The organism is Streptomyces sp. V3I8 (assembly GCF_030817535.1).
Classification (GTDB): domain Bacteria; phylum Actinomycetota; class Actinomycetes; order Streptomycetales; family Streptomycetaceae; genus Streptomyces.
On sequence record NZ_JAUSZL010000002.1, the window covers coordinates 5,197,325 to 5,212,928 of the forward strand.

The 15,604-nt window shown below is 72.1% G+C and carries 12 protein-coding genes; 3 read left to right on the forward strand and 9 right to left on the reverse strand.

All coding sequences use genetic code 11. From position 1 onward, the window contains the following. Window positions 1-77: 77 nt before the first annotated feature. Window positions 78-1,439, reverse strand: a complete 1,362-nt coding sequence (locus tag QFZ75_RS23265) for an LCP family protein (protein ID WP_373466057.1) — start codon at window positions 1,437-1,439, stop codon at window positions 78-80. A gap of 238 nt (window positions 1,440-1,677) precedes the next feature. Between QFZ75_RS23265 and QFZ75_RS23270 the strand changes: the two genes are divergently transcribed. Next, the gene (locus QFZ75_RS23270; RefSeq protein WP_307539787.1) at window positions 1,678-2,706 is read left to right on the forward strand and encodes a glycosyltransferase family 2 protein; all 1,029 of its coding nucleotides are present in this window, start codon (window positions 1,678-1,680) and stop codon (window positions 2,704-2,706) included. Window positions 2,707-2,747: 41 nt separating this feature from the next. On the opposite strand, the gene QFZ75_RS23275 is transcribed toward QFZ75_RS23270, so the two are convergent. The 4 genes from QFZ75_RS23275 to QFZ75_RS23290 all read right to left on the reverse strand — a co-directional run bounded on the left by QFZ75_RS23275 (window position 2,748) and on the right by QFZ75_RS23290 (window position 8,869). Further along, window positions 2,748-4,442, reverse strand: coding sequence for an LCP family protein (locus tag QFZ75_RS23275; protein WP_307539789.1), 1,695 nt, complete (start codon window positions 4,440-4,442; stop codon window positions 2,748-2,750). A gap of 75 nt (window positions 4,443-4,517) precedes the next feature. Beyond that, window positions 4,518-6,263, reverse strand: a complete 1,746-nt coding sequence (locus QFZ75_RS23280) for an LCP family protein (protein ID WP_307539790.1) — start codon at window positions 6,261-6,263, stop codon at window positions 4,518-4,520. 259 nt (window positions 6,264-6,522) lie between these two features. Then, the gene (locus tag QFZ75_RS23285) at window positions 6,523-7,785 is read right to left on the reverse strand and encodes an LCP family protein (protein ID WP_307539792.1); all 1,263 of its coding nucleotides are present in this window, start codon (window positions 7,783-7,785) and stop codon (window positions 6,523-6,525) included. 328 nt (window positions 7,786-8,113) lie between these two features. Beyond that, a complete protein-coding gene (locus QFZ75_RS23290; RefSeq protein ID WP_307539794.1) occupies window positions 8,114-8,869 on the reverse strand; it encodes a TIGR03089 family protein in 756 nt (251 codons plus the stop codon). A gap of 128 nt (window positions 8,870-8,997) precedes the next feature. Between QFZ75_RS23290 and QFZ75_RS23295 the strand changes: the two genes are divergently transcribed. Beyond that, window positions 8,998-10,347, forward strand: a complete 1,350-nt coding sequence (locus tag QFZ75_RS23295) for a peptidoglycan recognition protein (RefSeq protein WP_307539796.1) — start codon at window positions 8,998-9,000, stop codon at window positions 10,345-10,347. Between the two features lie 140 nt (window positions 10,348-10,487). Here the strand turns inward: QFZ75_RS23295 and QFZ75_RS23300 are convergent, their stop codons facing one another. The 4 genes from QFZ75_RS23300 to QFZ75_RS23315 form a co-directional block, all read right to left on the reverse strand. Next, entirely contained in the window at window positions 10,488-11,504 is a 1,017-nt protein-coding gene (locus tag QFZ75_RS23300) for a DNA-3-methyladenine glycosylase (protein WP_307539798.1), read from the reverse strand. A 90-nt stretch (window positions 11,505-11,594) separates the two neighbouring features. Next, window positions 11,595-12,953 (reverse strand): coenzyme F420-0:L-glutamate ligase, encoded by a 1,359-nt coding sequence (locus tag QFZ75_RS23305; RefSeq protein WP_307539800.1) that lies wholly within the window; start codon window positions 12,951-12,953, stop codon window positions 11,595-11,597. Then, on the reverse strand, window positions 12,950-13,909 hold the full coding sequence (gene cofD, locus QFZ75_RS23310) for a 2-phospho-L-lactate transferase (RefSeq protein ID WP_307539802.1): 960 nt from the start codon (window positions 13,907-13,909) through the stop codon (window positions 12,950-12,952). Before cofD ends, QFZ75_RS23305 begins: the two co-directional genes overlap by 4 nt. 42 nt (window positions 13,910-13,951) lie before the next feature. After that, the gene (locus QFZ75_RS23315; RefSeq protein WP_307539804.1) at window positions 13,952-14,449 is read right to left on the reverse strand and encodes a cysteine dioxygenase family protein; all 498 of its coding nucleotides are present in this window, start codon (window positions 14,447-14,449) and stop codon (window positions 13,952-13,954) included. A gap of 748 nt (window positions 14,450-15,197) precedes the next feature. On the opposite strand from QFZ75_RS23315, the gene QFZ75_RS23320 reads away from it, so the two are divergent. Then, window positions 15,198-15,461: a WhiB family transcriptional regulator gene (locus QFZ75_RS23320; RefSeq protein WP_053723761.1), complete on the forward strand. Its 264-nt coding sequence runs from the start codon at window positions 15,198-15,200 to the stop codon at window positions 15,459-15,461. Window positions 15,462-15,604 lie beyond the last annotated feature (143 nt).

Below are 15,604 nucleotides of genomic sequence, written 5' to 3' on the forward strand. Positions count from 1 at the left end.
CGTCAGGGGCGCGGGGAACTGCGCGACCGGCCCCCACCGGCCCGCAGAGGTGGAACCACCCATGGTTCGCCGGCCGGCTACGGGCAGATCACCTGGTCGCCCGTCACCGCCTCGAACTCCCCCTGCGAGGGATCGTCGGCCCGGACCCTGCGGACCTCCTTGAAGTCCGCCCCCACGACCACCTCCAGCACCGGCCCCTGCCCCGGCACTGCCTGCAGCCCGCTGCCCGGCAGAGCCGCCGCGAGGGACTTCGCGGACCGGTCCCACCCCGGGTCGTACCGCACGACGGTCTGCCGCAGCGACCGGTCCTGCGCGTTCACCGGCACCCGGGTCGTCCGGAACCCCGTGCCCGCCAGTGCGCGGTCGACCTGTCCGCCCAGCCCCGCGGTCATCGTCCCGTTCACCACCCGCACCCGGATCTGCTGCGGTGCGACCTCGACCCGCGGCACCCTGGACCGGACCCGGTGCGCGGCGAGCGGCCTGTCCTCGCGCAGGGTCCTGAACAGCCGCCCCGCCTTCCTCCCGTCCCACTTCAGCGTCGAGCCGATGCCCTGGACGGGGTACGACATGTTCCCGATCGGGACCGTCGTGAACTCCGAGGACGACGGCGAGAAGGCCCGCATCGCGCGCCCCAGACCGATGAGTTCGTCCGCCCCGAAACCCTTGTCCGCCCGCACGGAGCCGAGCACCGCCCGTGTGACATCACGGAACCTGACCGGGTTGAGCAGCACCCCGGACGACGTGGCCCGCGCGATCAGCGCCGCCAGGAACCGCTGCTGACGCTGCACCCGGCCGAGGTCCGACGCCCCGTCGATGTGCCGCGAGCGCACGTACTGCAGCGCCTGCCCGCCCTTCAGGTCGTGCGTCCCGGCCGCCAGGTCGAGCCCGGTGACCGGGTCCCGCAAGGGCCGGGCCGTGCAGATCCGCACCCCGCCGAGCACGTCGACCGTCTTCATGAAGCTGGTGAAGTCGACCTCCAGGTAGTGGTCGATCTTCACGTCGGTCATCTTCTCGACCGTGCGCACGGTCAGCTGCGGCCCGCCCTCCGCGTACGCGGCGTTCAGCCTGACCGGATGCGCCCCGTGCCGTTCGCCGGTGGTCCGGTCGGTGTGCTCGGGCGTCTCGGCGTACGAGTCGCGCGGCAGGCTCACCACGCTGGCCCGGTCCCGGTCCGCGGAGAGGTGCACGATCATGACCGTGTCCGTGCAGTGGCAGGGGGCGCCGCCGAGCCGGTACTTCTCCTTGTCAGCGCGCGAGAGGCGGTCCCGGCCGTCGGTGCCGACCAGGAGCACGTTCATGCCGTGGCCGCGCGCGGGCCGGTTCTTCATGTCCTTGAAGGGGTCGATCCGGTCGATGTCGGAGTCGAGCCCGGTGACCACCGCGTGCCCGACGCCGCCCGCCGCGAGCACCACCACGGACAGGGCGGTGGCCATCCGCATGCTCCATTGCGGCCGGCCGCGCCGCAGGGACGGCCGCACGGACAGCCGCGCGAGCCGCCGCAGGAGTCGCCGGCGCCCGGAAGGAGCGGGAGGGCTGGGCGGGGTGGGCAAGGCGGACACCTCCGCGTCGGCCGGGTGTGGGGGTCCGTGAGCACCGTAGGCCCATACGATCTGCCGACCGATGCAGGGGCAGGGCGGCGCGCCTGCGTGTCCCCCGTTCGCGGTAACGTAACCCGCGATGAACGCCAAGCCCGCCGTGCAGCTTCCCGCCGTGTCCGTGATCATGCCCGTCCTCAACGAGGAACGGCATCTGCGCGGAGCCGTCCAAGCGATCCTCGCCCAGCAGTACGCGGGCGAGATGGAGGTCGTGATCGCCATCGGTCCCTCGACGGACCGCACGGACGAGATCGCGGCCGAACTCGTCGCCGAGGACCCCCGGGTGCACACGGTCCCGAACCCGACCGGCCGCACCCCCGCCGCGCTGAACGCCGCCATCAAGGCGTCCCGCCACCCGGTCGTCGTACGCGTCGACGGGCACGGCATGCTCTCGCCGAACTACATCGCCACCGCCGTACGCCTCCTGGAGGAGACCGGCGCGCAGAACGTCGGCGGCATCATGCACGCCGAGGGCGAGAACGACTGGGAGCACGCGGTCGCCGCCGCCATGACCTCGAAGATCGGCGTGGGCAACGCGGCCTTCCACACCGGCGGTCAGGCAGGCCCGGCGGAGACGGTGTACCTCGGCGTCTTCCGGCGGGAGGCGCTGGAGCGGCAGGGCGGCTACAACGAGGAGTTCATCCGCGCCCAGGACTGGGAGCTGAACTTCCGGATCAGGGAGGCCGGCGGCCTGATCTGGTTCTCGCCCGAGCTGCGGGTCTCCTACCGGCCGCGTCCCTCGATGCAGGCGCTGGCCAAGCAGTACAAGGACTACGGCCGCTGGCGCCACGTCGTCGCGCGCTACCACGAGGGCTCCATCAACCTGCGCTACCTGGCCCCGCCGACGGCGGTCTGCGCGATCGTCCTGGGGCTCGTGGTGGGCGCGGCGGTGACCCCGTGGGGCTTCCTGGTCCCCGCCGGCTACCTCGTCGCCATAGCGGCGGGCTCGCTGCCCGCGGGCAAGGGCCTGCCCCCGCGGGCGCGGCTGCGGATCCCGGTGGCCCTGGCGACCATGCACATGTCCTGGGGCTGGGGCTTCCTGACCAGCCCGAAGGCGCTGGCCAGGAAGGTCATCGCGTCCCGCCGTCCGGCGGTCCTGACCGAGAGCTGAGCGGGAGCCGGCCAGCTCCCGGACAGCTTCCCCGGCCGGTCTCAGTACCGGTACGGCGCGTACACGGGCATGCAGCCCTTCTCCGAGCCGTTGAGGGCGTCCGCGCTGCCGGGCAGGTCGCCGGCGTCCGGAGTGGACTGCTTCGGGTAGGACGTGCCCTCCCGCCAGTCGCTGCCGATGGTCAGCGTGGTGGTGACCGCGTCCGCCACGGCCCGTACCTGACCGCTCGGCACCCCGACGGCCTTGGCCACGGAGAGGGCGTCGGCCCTGCCCTGCGCCCCCGAACTCTTCGGGTACGTCACCTGCGTCCGCGCGCTGGGCCCCGGCTGCGCGCTCGCGGTGGCCCTGGTGAACCCCGCGCCCTGCAGGGCGCCCGCGATCGCCGTGGCGCGGCTGCCCACCGGAGCCTGCGTACTGCCGTCACCGGCCGTGCCGTTGACGACCGTGACCGCCAGGTCCGCCGCGGGCGCCGCGGGCGGACCGGTCGGCTCCGGGCTCGCGGACGCCGAGGCGCCCTCGCCCTTCTTGCCGCCCTTGTCGAAGGCGACGTCGCCGCGGATCATCGACCACACCTTGTCCGCGTCCTTCGGCTTGGGGATCAGGTGGTTGGCGTCGAGCGGGTCCGGCACCGTGGGCATGGTCGTCATCGTGAAGCGGTCCGTCGGCACGGTCTTGAGCTTCATGGCCAGGTCGTACAGCTTCTTGACGGTGCCGATCTCCTCGGAGACCTCCAGGGACTCGGTGGCCGCCTCGGCCAGCCCCGTCAGCCGTCCGCTGTCGGTGAAGGCGTTCTGGCCCTTCAGCGTGCGGATCATCGAGTTCATGTACATGTGCTGGGCCTTGGCCCGGCCGAGGTCGCTCTCGAAGGCGTGCCGGGTGCGCAGCCACTGCAGGGCCTGCTTCCCCTTCACCTTCTTGCTGCCGGCCTTCATCTTCAGACCGGAACCGCCGGGGACGCCCGGCAGCGGACGGTCCCACACGTTGTCCTCGACACACACCTCGACGCCGCCGATGGCGTCCGCCATCTTCACCACGCCGCCGAAGTCGACCATCATCCAGTGGTCGATGTAGACACCGGTGAGGTTCTGCCAGGTGGCCAGGGTGCAGCCGGCGCCGCCGCGCTGCAGCGACGCGTTGATGATGTTGGTCGTCTCCGGGTACGTGTCGCCGGTGTCCGGGTCCTCGCACTCGGGGATCTTCACCCGGGTGTCACGCGGGATGCTGACGACGGACGCGTTCTTGCGGTCCGCGGAGACGTGCACCAGCATCTGCACGTCGGCCAGGGGCTTGGCGCCCACCTGGTCCTTGCTGCCGCCGAGCTTCACGTTCTCGTCGGAGTTGCGGCTGTCCGAGCCGATCAGCAGGATGTTCAGCGGCGTCTGACCGTCCGAGTTGGGCCCGGCCTTCTCGACGCCGGACTCACCGCTGTTGCGCTTGCCCTTGACGATGTTCTCGTTGAGATGGCGGTAGTAGAGGTATCCGGCGCCGGCCGTCCCGAGTATCAGTACCGCGAGGATCATCGCGAACCAGCGGAGTATGCGCCGGGGCCTGCCACCCCGGCGTCCGCCCGGTCTGCCGCCGTCCCCGCCGTCGTCGCTCCCGCCGCCGGGCGCGGTCCGCGCCCGCGGGCCGCCGCTGCGTTCCGCCGCCTGCGAGGAGCCGTCGATCCGGCTGTCGTCCCCCGCCCGCGCGGTACGTGGGCGAGCCCCCTCCCCACGCACACTGCTCTGCGCCATGTCCCCTGCCTCCCCACCCTGCGCCTGACACAGGTCCGTCCTACGTCCTGTAAGACGTAGGACGGACCTGTTACGTCACTTGGCGCACTCGACCTTGTCCGCCGTGGACTTCTCGACGTCCTCCGGCGCCGTCGACGGAGTGGTCAGAGAGACCCCGGCCCCCTTGAAGTCCTCACCGAGGGTCAGCGTGATCGCAGGCAGACCCTGGGAGTTGGTCACGCTCTTGCCCGGTTTCATGGCCGATCCGGACAGACCCATGAGATCGGCGAGCCTGCGCGCCTGATCGGCCTGGTCGGGAGCGTACTCGACGGTGGTCTTCTTCAGCGTCGCGCCGGCGTTGCCCGCGTTCTCGGACTTCGTCACGCCCTCTTCGAGCTGCAGCCAGTTGAGCATCTCCTGGGCGGAACCGGCGACCGCGCCGCCGTTGAGGACCCGGACGCGGACCTCGGCGGGGTCGGCCTTGGTGCCCTTGAGCCGGGCGGCCTCGGCGGCCTTCTCCTTCTTCTTCTCCTGCTTGACCGCCGTGAGCGAGACGTCGTCCTTGATCAGGGCGAACATCTCCTTGGCCTTGGCCTCCTGGAGGACCACCGTGGCCTTGACCTTCTCGGCGGGGTTGTCGACCACCGGCACGGTGGTGAAGGACAGGTTCTTGGTGGGGAACTTGCCCATCTCCATACCGAGGTCGCGGAGCTTGGTGATGCTGCTGATCTTCGAGTCGACGGTCAGCGCCTTGGTGCCCGCCTCCGCCAGTTTCAGGAGCTTGGTCGGGCTGGTGAGCGTGTCGTTCGACTTCAGCTTGCGCATCAGGGAACTGAGGAACTGCTGCTGGATCTCGATCCGGCTGAGGTCGCCGCCGAAGCCCACCGAGTGGCGGGTGCGGACGAAGGCGAGCGCCTCCTCGCCCTGGATGGTGTGCTCGCCCTTGGAGAGCTTGAGCTTGGAGTCCTTGTCGTCGATGTCCTTGGCCAGGCAGATGTCGACGCCGTCGACCGCCGTGGTCAGCGTCTTGACCGCGTTGAAGTCGGCGATCATGAAGTGGTCCATCTTGATGCCGGTGAGCGCCGTGACCGTCCGCATCGTGCAGCTCGGCGTACGGCCCTCCTGGCCCAGGCTCTCGTTGAAGCGCGTGTTCAGCGTGCCCGGGATGACCTTGGTGGAGCCGTCCTCCTGCTCCGTCGGGCAGTCCGGGATGTCGGTGATCAGGTCACGCGGGATGCTCATCGCGGTGGCGTTCGTACGGTCCTTGGAGACGTGCAGCAACACCGTGGTGTCGGCGTGCCCGGGACTGTCCGAGTCGCCGTAGCCCTTGTTCCCGTCGCCGGTGCGCTTGTCCGTGCCCACCAGCAGGACGTTGATCGCCCGGTCCTTGCTGAAGCCGCCGGTGCCCGCGCCGTCGTCGGAGACGGACGTGATGTTGCCGTTTAGATGCTTCCAGTAGAGGTACCCGGCACTGCTCGTCCCGACCAGCAGGAAGGCCAGCGTGCCGCCCGTCCAGATCAGTATCTTCTTGCCCCGCGACTTCTTGGGCCGGCCCTTGCGTCGGCCGGGCAGGGGCTCCTGCGGCTGCGCACGCCGTCTGCGCGGTCCGGGAACGCCTGGTTCCGGCGCCTGTTCGGGAACTCCCTTGCGCTCCCGGCCGGGAGCGGTGCGCCCGCGCGGGGGCGCGGCGGCACCCGCCGCTCTGCGGGAGCGGGGGCCCGGGACCGTCGACTGCGGTGCGGAAGCCTGCAGTCGCAATTCGTAGTCGCCGGTGTCCGGATTGAGTACCCACTGGTCTGCGGGGTCGATATCGTCCGCCCGCCCACGGCCTTGCGCGTCCACGGTTGCTTGAGTCCTCCGTCGGGGCCACGCGGCGTCTTTCCCCCTCAAAAGACGCTCGGTCAGTCGGTCCTCCGGCGCGCTGCCCCCGGGGCGCACCCCGCGGCCGGACGCACCGGATCGCTCACACTAGCCGCCCACTTCGGCGTCAAACGACGACGGTGACAAATTACACGTCCCTACAACCGGGCAATCCACCCAATTCTTTGAACGTACGTTCTCTCTCTTGATCCGCCCTTTACCCGTAAGGCGTGTCCGGGCGTCAACCGCACACATCCTCGGCGGCCGTGTTTCCGCGGAAAGTGGGTGCGGGGCTCTCTTTCGGCCGATAGCGCTCGAAGTCGTACGAACCGTCGTACTCCTCCTCGCTCCCGACGGACCCGGTGCCGCTCTGTTCCGTCTGTTCCGTGCCGGATTCCGCCGGGAGTTCCCCGGGCTCCTTCTCGGGGAGTTCCTTCGCCACCTCCAGCGGCGCGTCCTTGCGCAGCCGCTGGAAGAGCTTCCCCGCCGCGGGCTCCACGAGCTGGTCGCGATTGGCGTCGTGCGCGTACGACTCCCGCGGCACGGTGAGGAATTGCACCCGTTCGACGGGGATGTCGCGCATACCGCGCACCAGGTCGTAGAGCCCCCGCAGGTTCGCCAGTCCGGGATCGGTGGTGAGCGCGGACGTCGCCGCGTCCAGCACCGGATAGAGCTTCGCCGGATTCAGCAGGACGTCGTTGCTGCGCACCTTGTTGACGAGCGCGCCCAGGAACCGCTGCTGGCGGTCCATCCGGTCGGTGTCGCTGCCGTCGCCGATCGTCTTGCGGGCGCGTACGTAGCCGAGGGCCTGCTCGCCGTCGAGCCGCACCTTGCCGGCGGGCAGCCGCAGTTTGGCGGCGGGGTCGTCGATCGGCTCCTTCAGGCACACCTCCACCCCGTCGACCGCCTCGACCATGTCCTCGAACCCGTGGAAGTCCACCACCATGTGATGGCCGACGCGGACGCCGGTCAGCTTCTCGACGGTACGGATCGTGCAGGCGGGCCCGCCCTCCTGGAAGGCGCGGTTGAACATCGAGAACACCGGCCGGGTGCGGGCGCCGTCCCGTCCCCGGCAGCCCGGTATGTCCACCATCAGGTCGCGGGGGAGCGAGACGGCGGTGGCGCTGCGCCGGTTCGCCGCGAGGTGCAGCAGGATCGTGGTGTCGGAGCGCTCGGTGCCCAGGTCCCTGCCGTACTTGCGGTTGCCGTCCCCGGACCGCGAGTCCGACCCGATCAGCAGGATGTTCTGCGCGTCGCGCACCAGCGCGGTGGGCCGTTCCCTCTCGTACCGGGCGAGTTCGGCGGCCGTGTCGTCGTCCGACGTGATGTTGGCGTCCAGCTTCTCGTACACCGCCCACCCGGCTCCGGCGGCGGTCGCGAGCACGACGGCGGCGCCGAGCCCGGTGTACCGCAGCCACCGCCCGCGCCGCCGCGCGGCACCGGCGCCGCTGGCGGTGGCGCCCGCTCCGGGCCCGCACGTCCCACCGTTCCCGCTCGCCGCCACGCCACCCCTCCTCCCGCCGGGCCTGCTCCTACGACCATGACGCGGCCGGGCCCACGGGGCCCCGGGAGATGAGCCGAACGGGCGACACCGAAGTCCCCCTCGGGGCGCGGGTAACTGCGCAACGGGGGTTCGCGAGACCAAAGCCCCTCCAGGGGCGCGGGGAACTGCGCACGGGGTCCGGTACCGAAGTCTTTTCAGGGGCGCGGGGAACTGCGCGCGGGGTCCGGGACCGGAGCTTTTTCAGGGGCGCGGGGAACTGCGCAACGGGGGTTCGGGGGCGGAGCCCCCGAGGTCGGGACGGGAAGGGGCGGCGGGGGCGAGAAACGCTTCAGCGGGCCGTCGCGGTGACCCGCTCACTCTCGACCCGCCTGGCCAGCGCGTCCTCCCCGAGCCGGTCGAGGTTCCGGCACAGCACCACGGACCCCCCGGCGGCCAGCGGCCCGTACAGCCCGGCGCTCACCCCTTCCCACGTGTCGTAGGAGAGGGAGGACAGCAGCCGGGCCCCGGGCCCGGTCAGACCCAGCCCGGCCGCACCGGCACGCGCCCGCTCGACCACCTCGGCCCCGGTCAGCTCCGCCCCGGCCACCACCAGCGCGGCACTCTCCGGGTCCACCGGTCCGTACGGCCGGAAGACGTCCCCCTGGCCGGGCACCTCGACGGCGTAGTCGGCGTACCCGTCCGGCACGCGCGCGAAGCGACGCCCCAGCGGCGCGAGCGACAGCGCCACCCGCTCCCCGGAACAGGCGAGCCCGTCCTCGAACCGCCCCGGCCCGGCGACCACGTGATCGGCGGCCCCCGCGTCACCCCCGAGCTCCGCCACCGCACCCACCGAGGAGCACGCGAGCAGCCACACCGCCGTCTGCCAGTGCGCGGGCAGCAGCAGCGCCACCCGTTCCCCCGGCTCGGCGCCCATCTCGCCCTGGAGCAGATTCGCGGTCTTGGCCACCCAATTGGCGAAGGTGGCCACGGACAGTTCGACCCGTTCTCCCGTGGCATCGTCGTAGAAGGTCACCAGGGGGCGCGCGGGATCCGTGGCGAGCGCGGATCGCAGCAGGTCGGCAGGGGTGCGGTCGGTGGCGGTCACGGGACGCAAGCGTACGCGCGCGGCGGCCCGGACGGGACGGCGAGGGGCACCGGTTCGGCGGAGCGCGGCCGAAGGACCGTCACTTCCTGGATGGACAGATAAGTCACACTATGTCCAGGATCAGGGGCATGCGCGGACACCTTGCTTCCTCGATCGCCGTCACATGCGCGGCCGCCCTGGCCCTTCCGTCGGCCCTGTCCTCGGACGCCGCGGCCACCCCCTCGCCGGCCGGTGAGAGGGTGACCGGACGAACGGCGCACGCCCGCCCCGCACACCCGGGGGCGGCGATGCCCCCGGACCTCGCCGCCGCGATCCCGGGCAGCACTCAGTCCCTCCCACTGGCCCCCCTCGCCCCCGGCACCCCCCGGTCCGAGCCCGCGCCCTCGGGCGACCGCGCCGTGCCCCCCGCGGCCGCCCCGGAGCAGGGCCTGGCCCGGCGGGACGTACGGCACTTCTCTCTCGTGGGCGTCGTCTGGGACGACCCGGACAGCCGACTCCACGGCCGGATCCAGGTCCGTACCCGCGCCTTCGGCACCACGCACTGGTCCGCCTGGCAGGACGTGGACGTCCACAACGACGAGCACGCGGCCGACCCCGGCACCCCGGAACGCACCTCCGGCCGGGTGCGGGGCTCCACCGCCCCCCTGTGGGTGGGCGACTCGGACGGCGTGGAAGTCCGCGTCCAGGGGGAGGCGGACGGCAGGACCGGCGCCGACGGCAGGGCCGCCGGCGCCGAACCCCTGCCCAGGGGCCTGCACGTCGAACTGGTCGACCCCGGCACCGAATCCGCGCCCCCCGGCGCCACCGAGATCCCGGCCCTCGGCCGGAAGGAGACACGCGCCGACCTGCCGGCCACCCGCGGCGCGAAGCCGTACATCGGTGCCCGTCCGCGGATCGTCACCCGCCGGGGCTGGGGCGCCGACGAAGGGCTCCGCGAGCGGAACCTCAGCTACACGAAGACGGTGAAGGCCGCCTTCGTCCACCACAGCGCGTCGGGCAACAACTACCGCTGCGCGCAAGCCTCTTCCGTCATCCGCAGCATCTACCGCTACCACGTGAAGAGCAGCGGATGGCGTGACATCGGCTACAACTTCCTCGTCGACAAGTGCGGAACCATCTACGAGGGCAGGGCCGGTGGCGTGGCCAAGCCCGTGATGGGCGCGCACACGCGCGGTTTCAACAGCAAGAGCATGGGGATCGCCGTCCTCGGGAGTTTCGGCGCCGCGAACCCGCCCGCCGCCGCGGTGAAGGCCGTCGCCCGGCTCACGGCATGGAAGCTCGGCCTCTACGGGGCGAACCCGCGCGGCAAGACCCACCTCACGTCGGGAGGCGGGAACCTGTACCGGAAGGGAAGGAAGGTACGGCTCAACGTCATCTCCGGCCACCGGGACGGGTTCGCCACCGCATGCCCGGGTGGCCGGCTCTACGCGAAGCTCGGCACGGCCCGTGCCACGTCGGCCCGCTACCAGGGACGGTGAGGTCCGGCACACCGGACGGCAGCGCGGTCGCGGGGGTCCGGGGACGGCAGCCCCCGGGATCGGGACGGGAAGACGGGAAGACGGGAAGACGGGAAGACGGGAAGACGGGAAGGGGCGGCGGGGGCGAGGAAACCCGCCCCTCACAACCTTCCGATGTCCCCGCGGGACCGCTTCGGCTGCCGCCGGGCCGGTGTCCGCCCGCTCAGCAGGATCAACCGGACGGCCCGATGCCGCTGCCCCGCGTACGGCTCCAGCAGCGTCAGCATGACGGAGTCGTCCGCGTTCCGGTCCCCCGCCAGCGCGTACCCCACGATCCCGGGCAGGTTGAGGTCCCCGACGGTCACCTCGTCCGCCGCCCCATGACTGCGCTGCACGACCTCCGCCGAGGTCCACGGCCCCACCCCCGGCACCACCTCGAGCCGCTTGCGCGCCGCGACCGCGTCGAGGGCCACGGCCTCCTCCATCCGCCGGGCCACCCGCACGACCCGCAGGATCGTCGACGCCCGCTTGTCGTCGACTCCGGCCCGGTGCCATTCCCACGAGGGGATCAGCGCCCACACCCGCGGTTCGGGCATCACGAACATGCGCCGGTCGACGGGCCCCGGCCCGGGCGCGGGCACGCCGTACCTGCGGACGAGCGCCCGCCAGGCCCGGTAGGCCTCGTCCGTCGTGACCTTCTGCTCGAGGATCGACGGGATCAGCGACTCCAGCACCAGCCCGGTACGCGTCAGCCGCAGCCCGGGCCGCCGGTGCCGGGCCGCCGCGAGCAGCCGGTGCCGGGGCTCGAAGGCTCCGGGATCGTCCGACTCCCCGAGCATCCGGGGCAGCTGGTCGAGCAGCCACTCCGCGCCCGGCCCCCACGCCTCCCCGTGCACGGCGCCCGCGCGGGCGGACACCCGCAGCGTCCCGGGCCCGACAGGGGTGAGGCCGGCCCGCCACACGGACCCGTCGGCGGACATGCAGAAGGTCGGATCGGCGGGACCCCGCCGCAACGGCCCGAGCACGAGCCGCAGATCGAGCGGCCAGGGCGGCACCCAGCTGCGCGTCCGCCCGCCGGCGGGCGTGCCGGCGGGCGGCGCCGACCGGGGCGAGGGCACACCGGCCCACCCGCCGCGCACGGTCGTACGCGTGGTCCGCTGTTCGAAGCGTCCGGCCACGGATGAGGTCCTTCGGGAAGTGCGCAGACGCGCGGGTGCTCAGGTGTCCCTCCGGGGGACGCAGGCAGAAGACTAGGCGTGGCCCGCAGGTCACCGCACCTCGATGAACGCCCCCGCATCCCGCTCGGGCCGCGCCTTCGGCTCCTCGGCCGCGTGGCCGACGGCGACGGCGCCCATGGGGTCCCAGCCGGCCGGCAGCGCGAGCACGTCCCGTACGACGTCCCGGCAGAACATCGTCGACGACACCCACGCGGACCCGAGCCGCTCCCCGGCGAGCGCGACCAGGAAGTTCTGCACTCCGGCGCCCGCGGCGACCACGAACATCTCCCGCTCGGCCCCGTCGCGCCGGTCGTCGCCGTAGGTGTGCGAGCCGTCCATGACGAGACACGGCACGACCAGGTACGGGGCGTCGCGCAGCACGTCCCCGCGGCGCACCCGCCTCTCGATGGACTCCGCGCTCTTCCCGTCCCGCTGCAGGTCGGCGATCCAGGCGTCCCGCATGGCGTCGAGGAGCCGCGTGCGCGACCCGGCCGACTCCAGGAGGACGAACCGCCACGGCGTCGTGTGGTGCGGCGCGGGCGCGGTCACCGCCGCGGCCACCGCACGCCGTACGGCACCGGGGTCGACCGGCTCGTCGGTGAAGGCCCGTACGGTACGGCGCCGGGTGACGGCCTCCCGTACGGCCTCGGAGGTGCCGAGCCGGAACATGTCGTCGCGGGCCCCCCTGACCAGGGCCCGGGTCCCCTCGTCCGCGCCGTCCGCACCCTGCGCGCCGACGACGTGGGACAACCCGCGCACGACGGCGACCGGCAGTCCGGCGGCCTTGCCCTTGACCAGGTCGCCCGCGGCGGCGAGCTCGTCGGCGGTGGCGACGACGGTGGCGCCGAGCGGATTGCCGTGCGCGTCCGTGCCGCCCCGCAGGTCGTCGAGCACGCGCACGCCGGCGGCGCCGATGGCGACATCGGTGAGCCCGGTCCGCCAGGGCCGCCCGAACGTGTCCGTGACGAGGACGCCGACCTCGACGCCGAGGGCGTCCCGCAGGCCGTCGCGGATCGTCCGCGCGGAGGCGTCGGGGTCCTCGGGCAGCAGCAGCACGGTCCCGGCGGGCGTGTTGGAGGCGTCGACCCCGGCGGCGGCCATCACCAGCCCCTGCCGGTTCTCCACGATCCGCAGCGGCCCGCGCCGGGCCACGACCCGCACGGTCTCGGCGTCGATGGCCGCCTCCCGGTCCGTCGCCTCGACGACGCGTCCCTCGGCCTTGGACACGATCTTCGAGGTGACCAGCAGCACGTCCCCGTCCACGAGTCCCGGTCCGGCCGCGGCGATCAGCTTGGCGAGGTCGTCCCCCGGCCGTACCTCGGGCAGTCCGGGCAGCGCCCAGACCCGGTAGCCGGGCGTGTCCACGGGCAGTTCCCCGGCGGGTCCGCCGGGGGACGTCTCCTCGCTCAAGCGCCCCGCACCTCCTCCGCCAGCGCCAGCGCCTCGCGGGCCATCGCGGCCGTCGCGTCGAGGTCGGTCATCATCAGCGGCACGGCGCGGCAGCGGATGCCCGCCCCGTTGACCCGGTCCACCGCACCGGCGTCCACCGTGTCGACCAGCCAGCCGTCGAGGAGGCCCGAGCCGTAGTGCTCGGCGACCGCGGCCGCGGTGGACTCGACACCGACGGCCGCCAGGACCTTGTCGGCCATGCCGCGCACGGGCGCGTCCCCGACGATGGGGGAGAGGCCGACGACCGGCACGCCGGCCTCGGCGATGGCCTCCCGGATGCCGGGCACGGCCAGGATCGTGCCGACGGACACGACGGGGTTGGACGGCGGGAAGAGGATCACGTCCGCCGCGGCGAGGGCCTCCAGCACCCCGGGCGCCGGCTTGGACTGCTCGGCGCCCACGGGCACCACGGCGTACGCGTCCACGGAGGCCCGCAGCCGCACCCAGTACTCCTGGAAGTGGACGGCCTTGCGCTCGCCGTCCACCTCGACGGCCACGTGCGTCTCGACGCGGTCGTCGGTCATGGGGATCAGCCGGACGCCCGGTTTCCACCGGTCGCACAGCGCTTCCGTGACGGCGCTGAGCGGATATCCCGCGCTCAGCATCTGCGTCCGCACGATGTGCGTCGCGAAGTCCCGGTCGCCGAGACCGAACCAGGAGGGCCCGGCGCCGTACGCGGTCAGTTCCTCCTTGAGGTGGAACGTCTCGTCGGCGCGCCCCCAGCCCTGTTCCTCGTTGATACCGCCGCCGAGGGTGTACATCACCGTGTCGAGGTCCGGGCAGACCTTCAGCCCGAAGAGGTGGATGTCGTCCCCGGTGTTGCCGATGACGGTGATGTCCGCGTCCGGCGCGGCCCGCTGGAGACCACGCAGGAACCGGGCACCGCCGATGCCGCCTGCCAGAACCACAATGCGCATGGCATGCAGTCTCGCAGGCGGCCACGACATCGTGTCAGCCGGTTACCGGACCTCGGCCACCGAGCACCTGGCCGCGTGGGCCCCGTGCATCGGCATCTCGGTCAGCCCCGGGTGGTACACGTGCAGGCTGACGGCGGGTTCGAGCGTGTCGTTGACGACCTCGTGCGCGTAGCCGGGCGCGAACACGCGCTGCGCGCCCGCGCCCAGGGCGCGTGTGCCCCGCTCGGTGCGCTCGGTGAGCGCGCCCTGCAGGACGGTGAGCACGCCGGAGGAGGGGCCGTGGTCGTGCAGTCCGCTGCCCTGCCCGGGCACCCAGGACAGCAGCCACACCTCGTAGCCGGGGCCGGTTCGCAGGCGGTGGTACCAGCGGGAGGTCGCGTCGTACCGCACGAGGTGCTCCCACCGGGAGCGGTCGGCGGCGAGGGAGCGGGCGAGGCCGACGAACTCGGACACGGTGGCCGGATGCTCGCGCGGCGGCTGGAGCAGGTGCGGTACTTCGAGGATGTCGCCGGCGATCTGGAGGTCGCTGTCGCTGTTCATGGGGTGCGGTGGATTCCTCGGCGGATGGGAGTGCTGGAGGTCTGGGATGTCACGTACCGGCCGCCCGGATCGCGGGCGTGAGGTGTGCCCGGGTGCGGGCGGGCCCTGGTACGGGCGAGGGGACCGGCGACCGGTCCCGGAGGACCCGGCGGCAGCGGGAGCGCGGTGAGCTCAACAGCTGCGACAGCAACAGCTACAGCGAGCGTGGACAGCACCGAGGGACCCGGCGGTGCGGGTCGAGGTGAGTGCCAAGTTCGCGAGCATGCCCACCAGCACACCGGTTCACACCCGCACTGTCAACCTGACGTCCGGTTTGTGCGAGATCTTTCACCTCATCCGGTCCATCTCGGAGGCGAAAGGTTTGTGCACGGGGTTGCCGGGACACATGGCGCACAACCGGGCGCGCGAGCCGCGGTGCGACCCCTGGTCCGTGTGCGATCCCCGCGATCCACAGGTGATCCGGCTCGCTCCCTCGGCCGTGTCGGAACGAGATCGAAGTCCTGGGCGTCTTCCTCTGTACACGTCCTGTGCGGAGTCGGTGCTCCACCGGGTCCCTTTCGGCTGTCAGGGTTTATGCCGATTTGAACACTTTCCGCATAGCCTTGGTTCCGCAGAGTGAATAAGAGGCCCAATAGCAGATCTCGGCTTGACTGGCCCGGATCGGCGCACTTGTAATTTCACTCGTGTCGTTCAGCCGAAATCGGTGGCGGCAGCATTCACGGGGACGCGAGACGGACGAGGGGCACACATGACCGAGCTGTTTCAGGAACTGCTGGTCGACGAGGCCGAAGAGGAGCTCGGCTGGCAGGAGCGGGCGCTCTGCGCGCAGACCGACCCCGAGTCCTTCTTCCCTGAGAAGGGCGGCTCCACCCGGGAGGCGAAAAAGGTCTGCCTCGCCTGCGAGGTCCGCTCGGAATGCCTTGAATACGCCCTCGCCAACGACGAACGCTTCGGAATCTGGGGCGGTCTGTCCGAGCGCGAGCGGCGCCGCCTGAAGAAGGCCGCCGTCTGACCGTGGCTCGATCGCGACCCGATCGCCCTCCGGTCGCGGTCCGATCGAACGCCGCACAACCCCGTATAGCGATACGTACCGAACGGCCCGTCGTCAGTGGGTTATCCACAGGCGGCGGGCCGCTCCGTTGTCCAGCCGTTAGT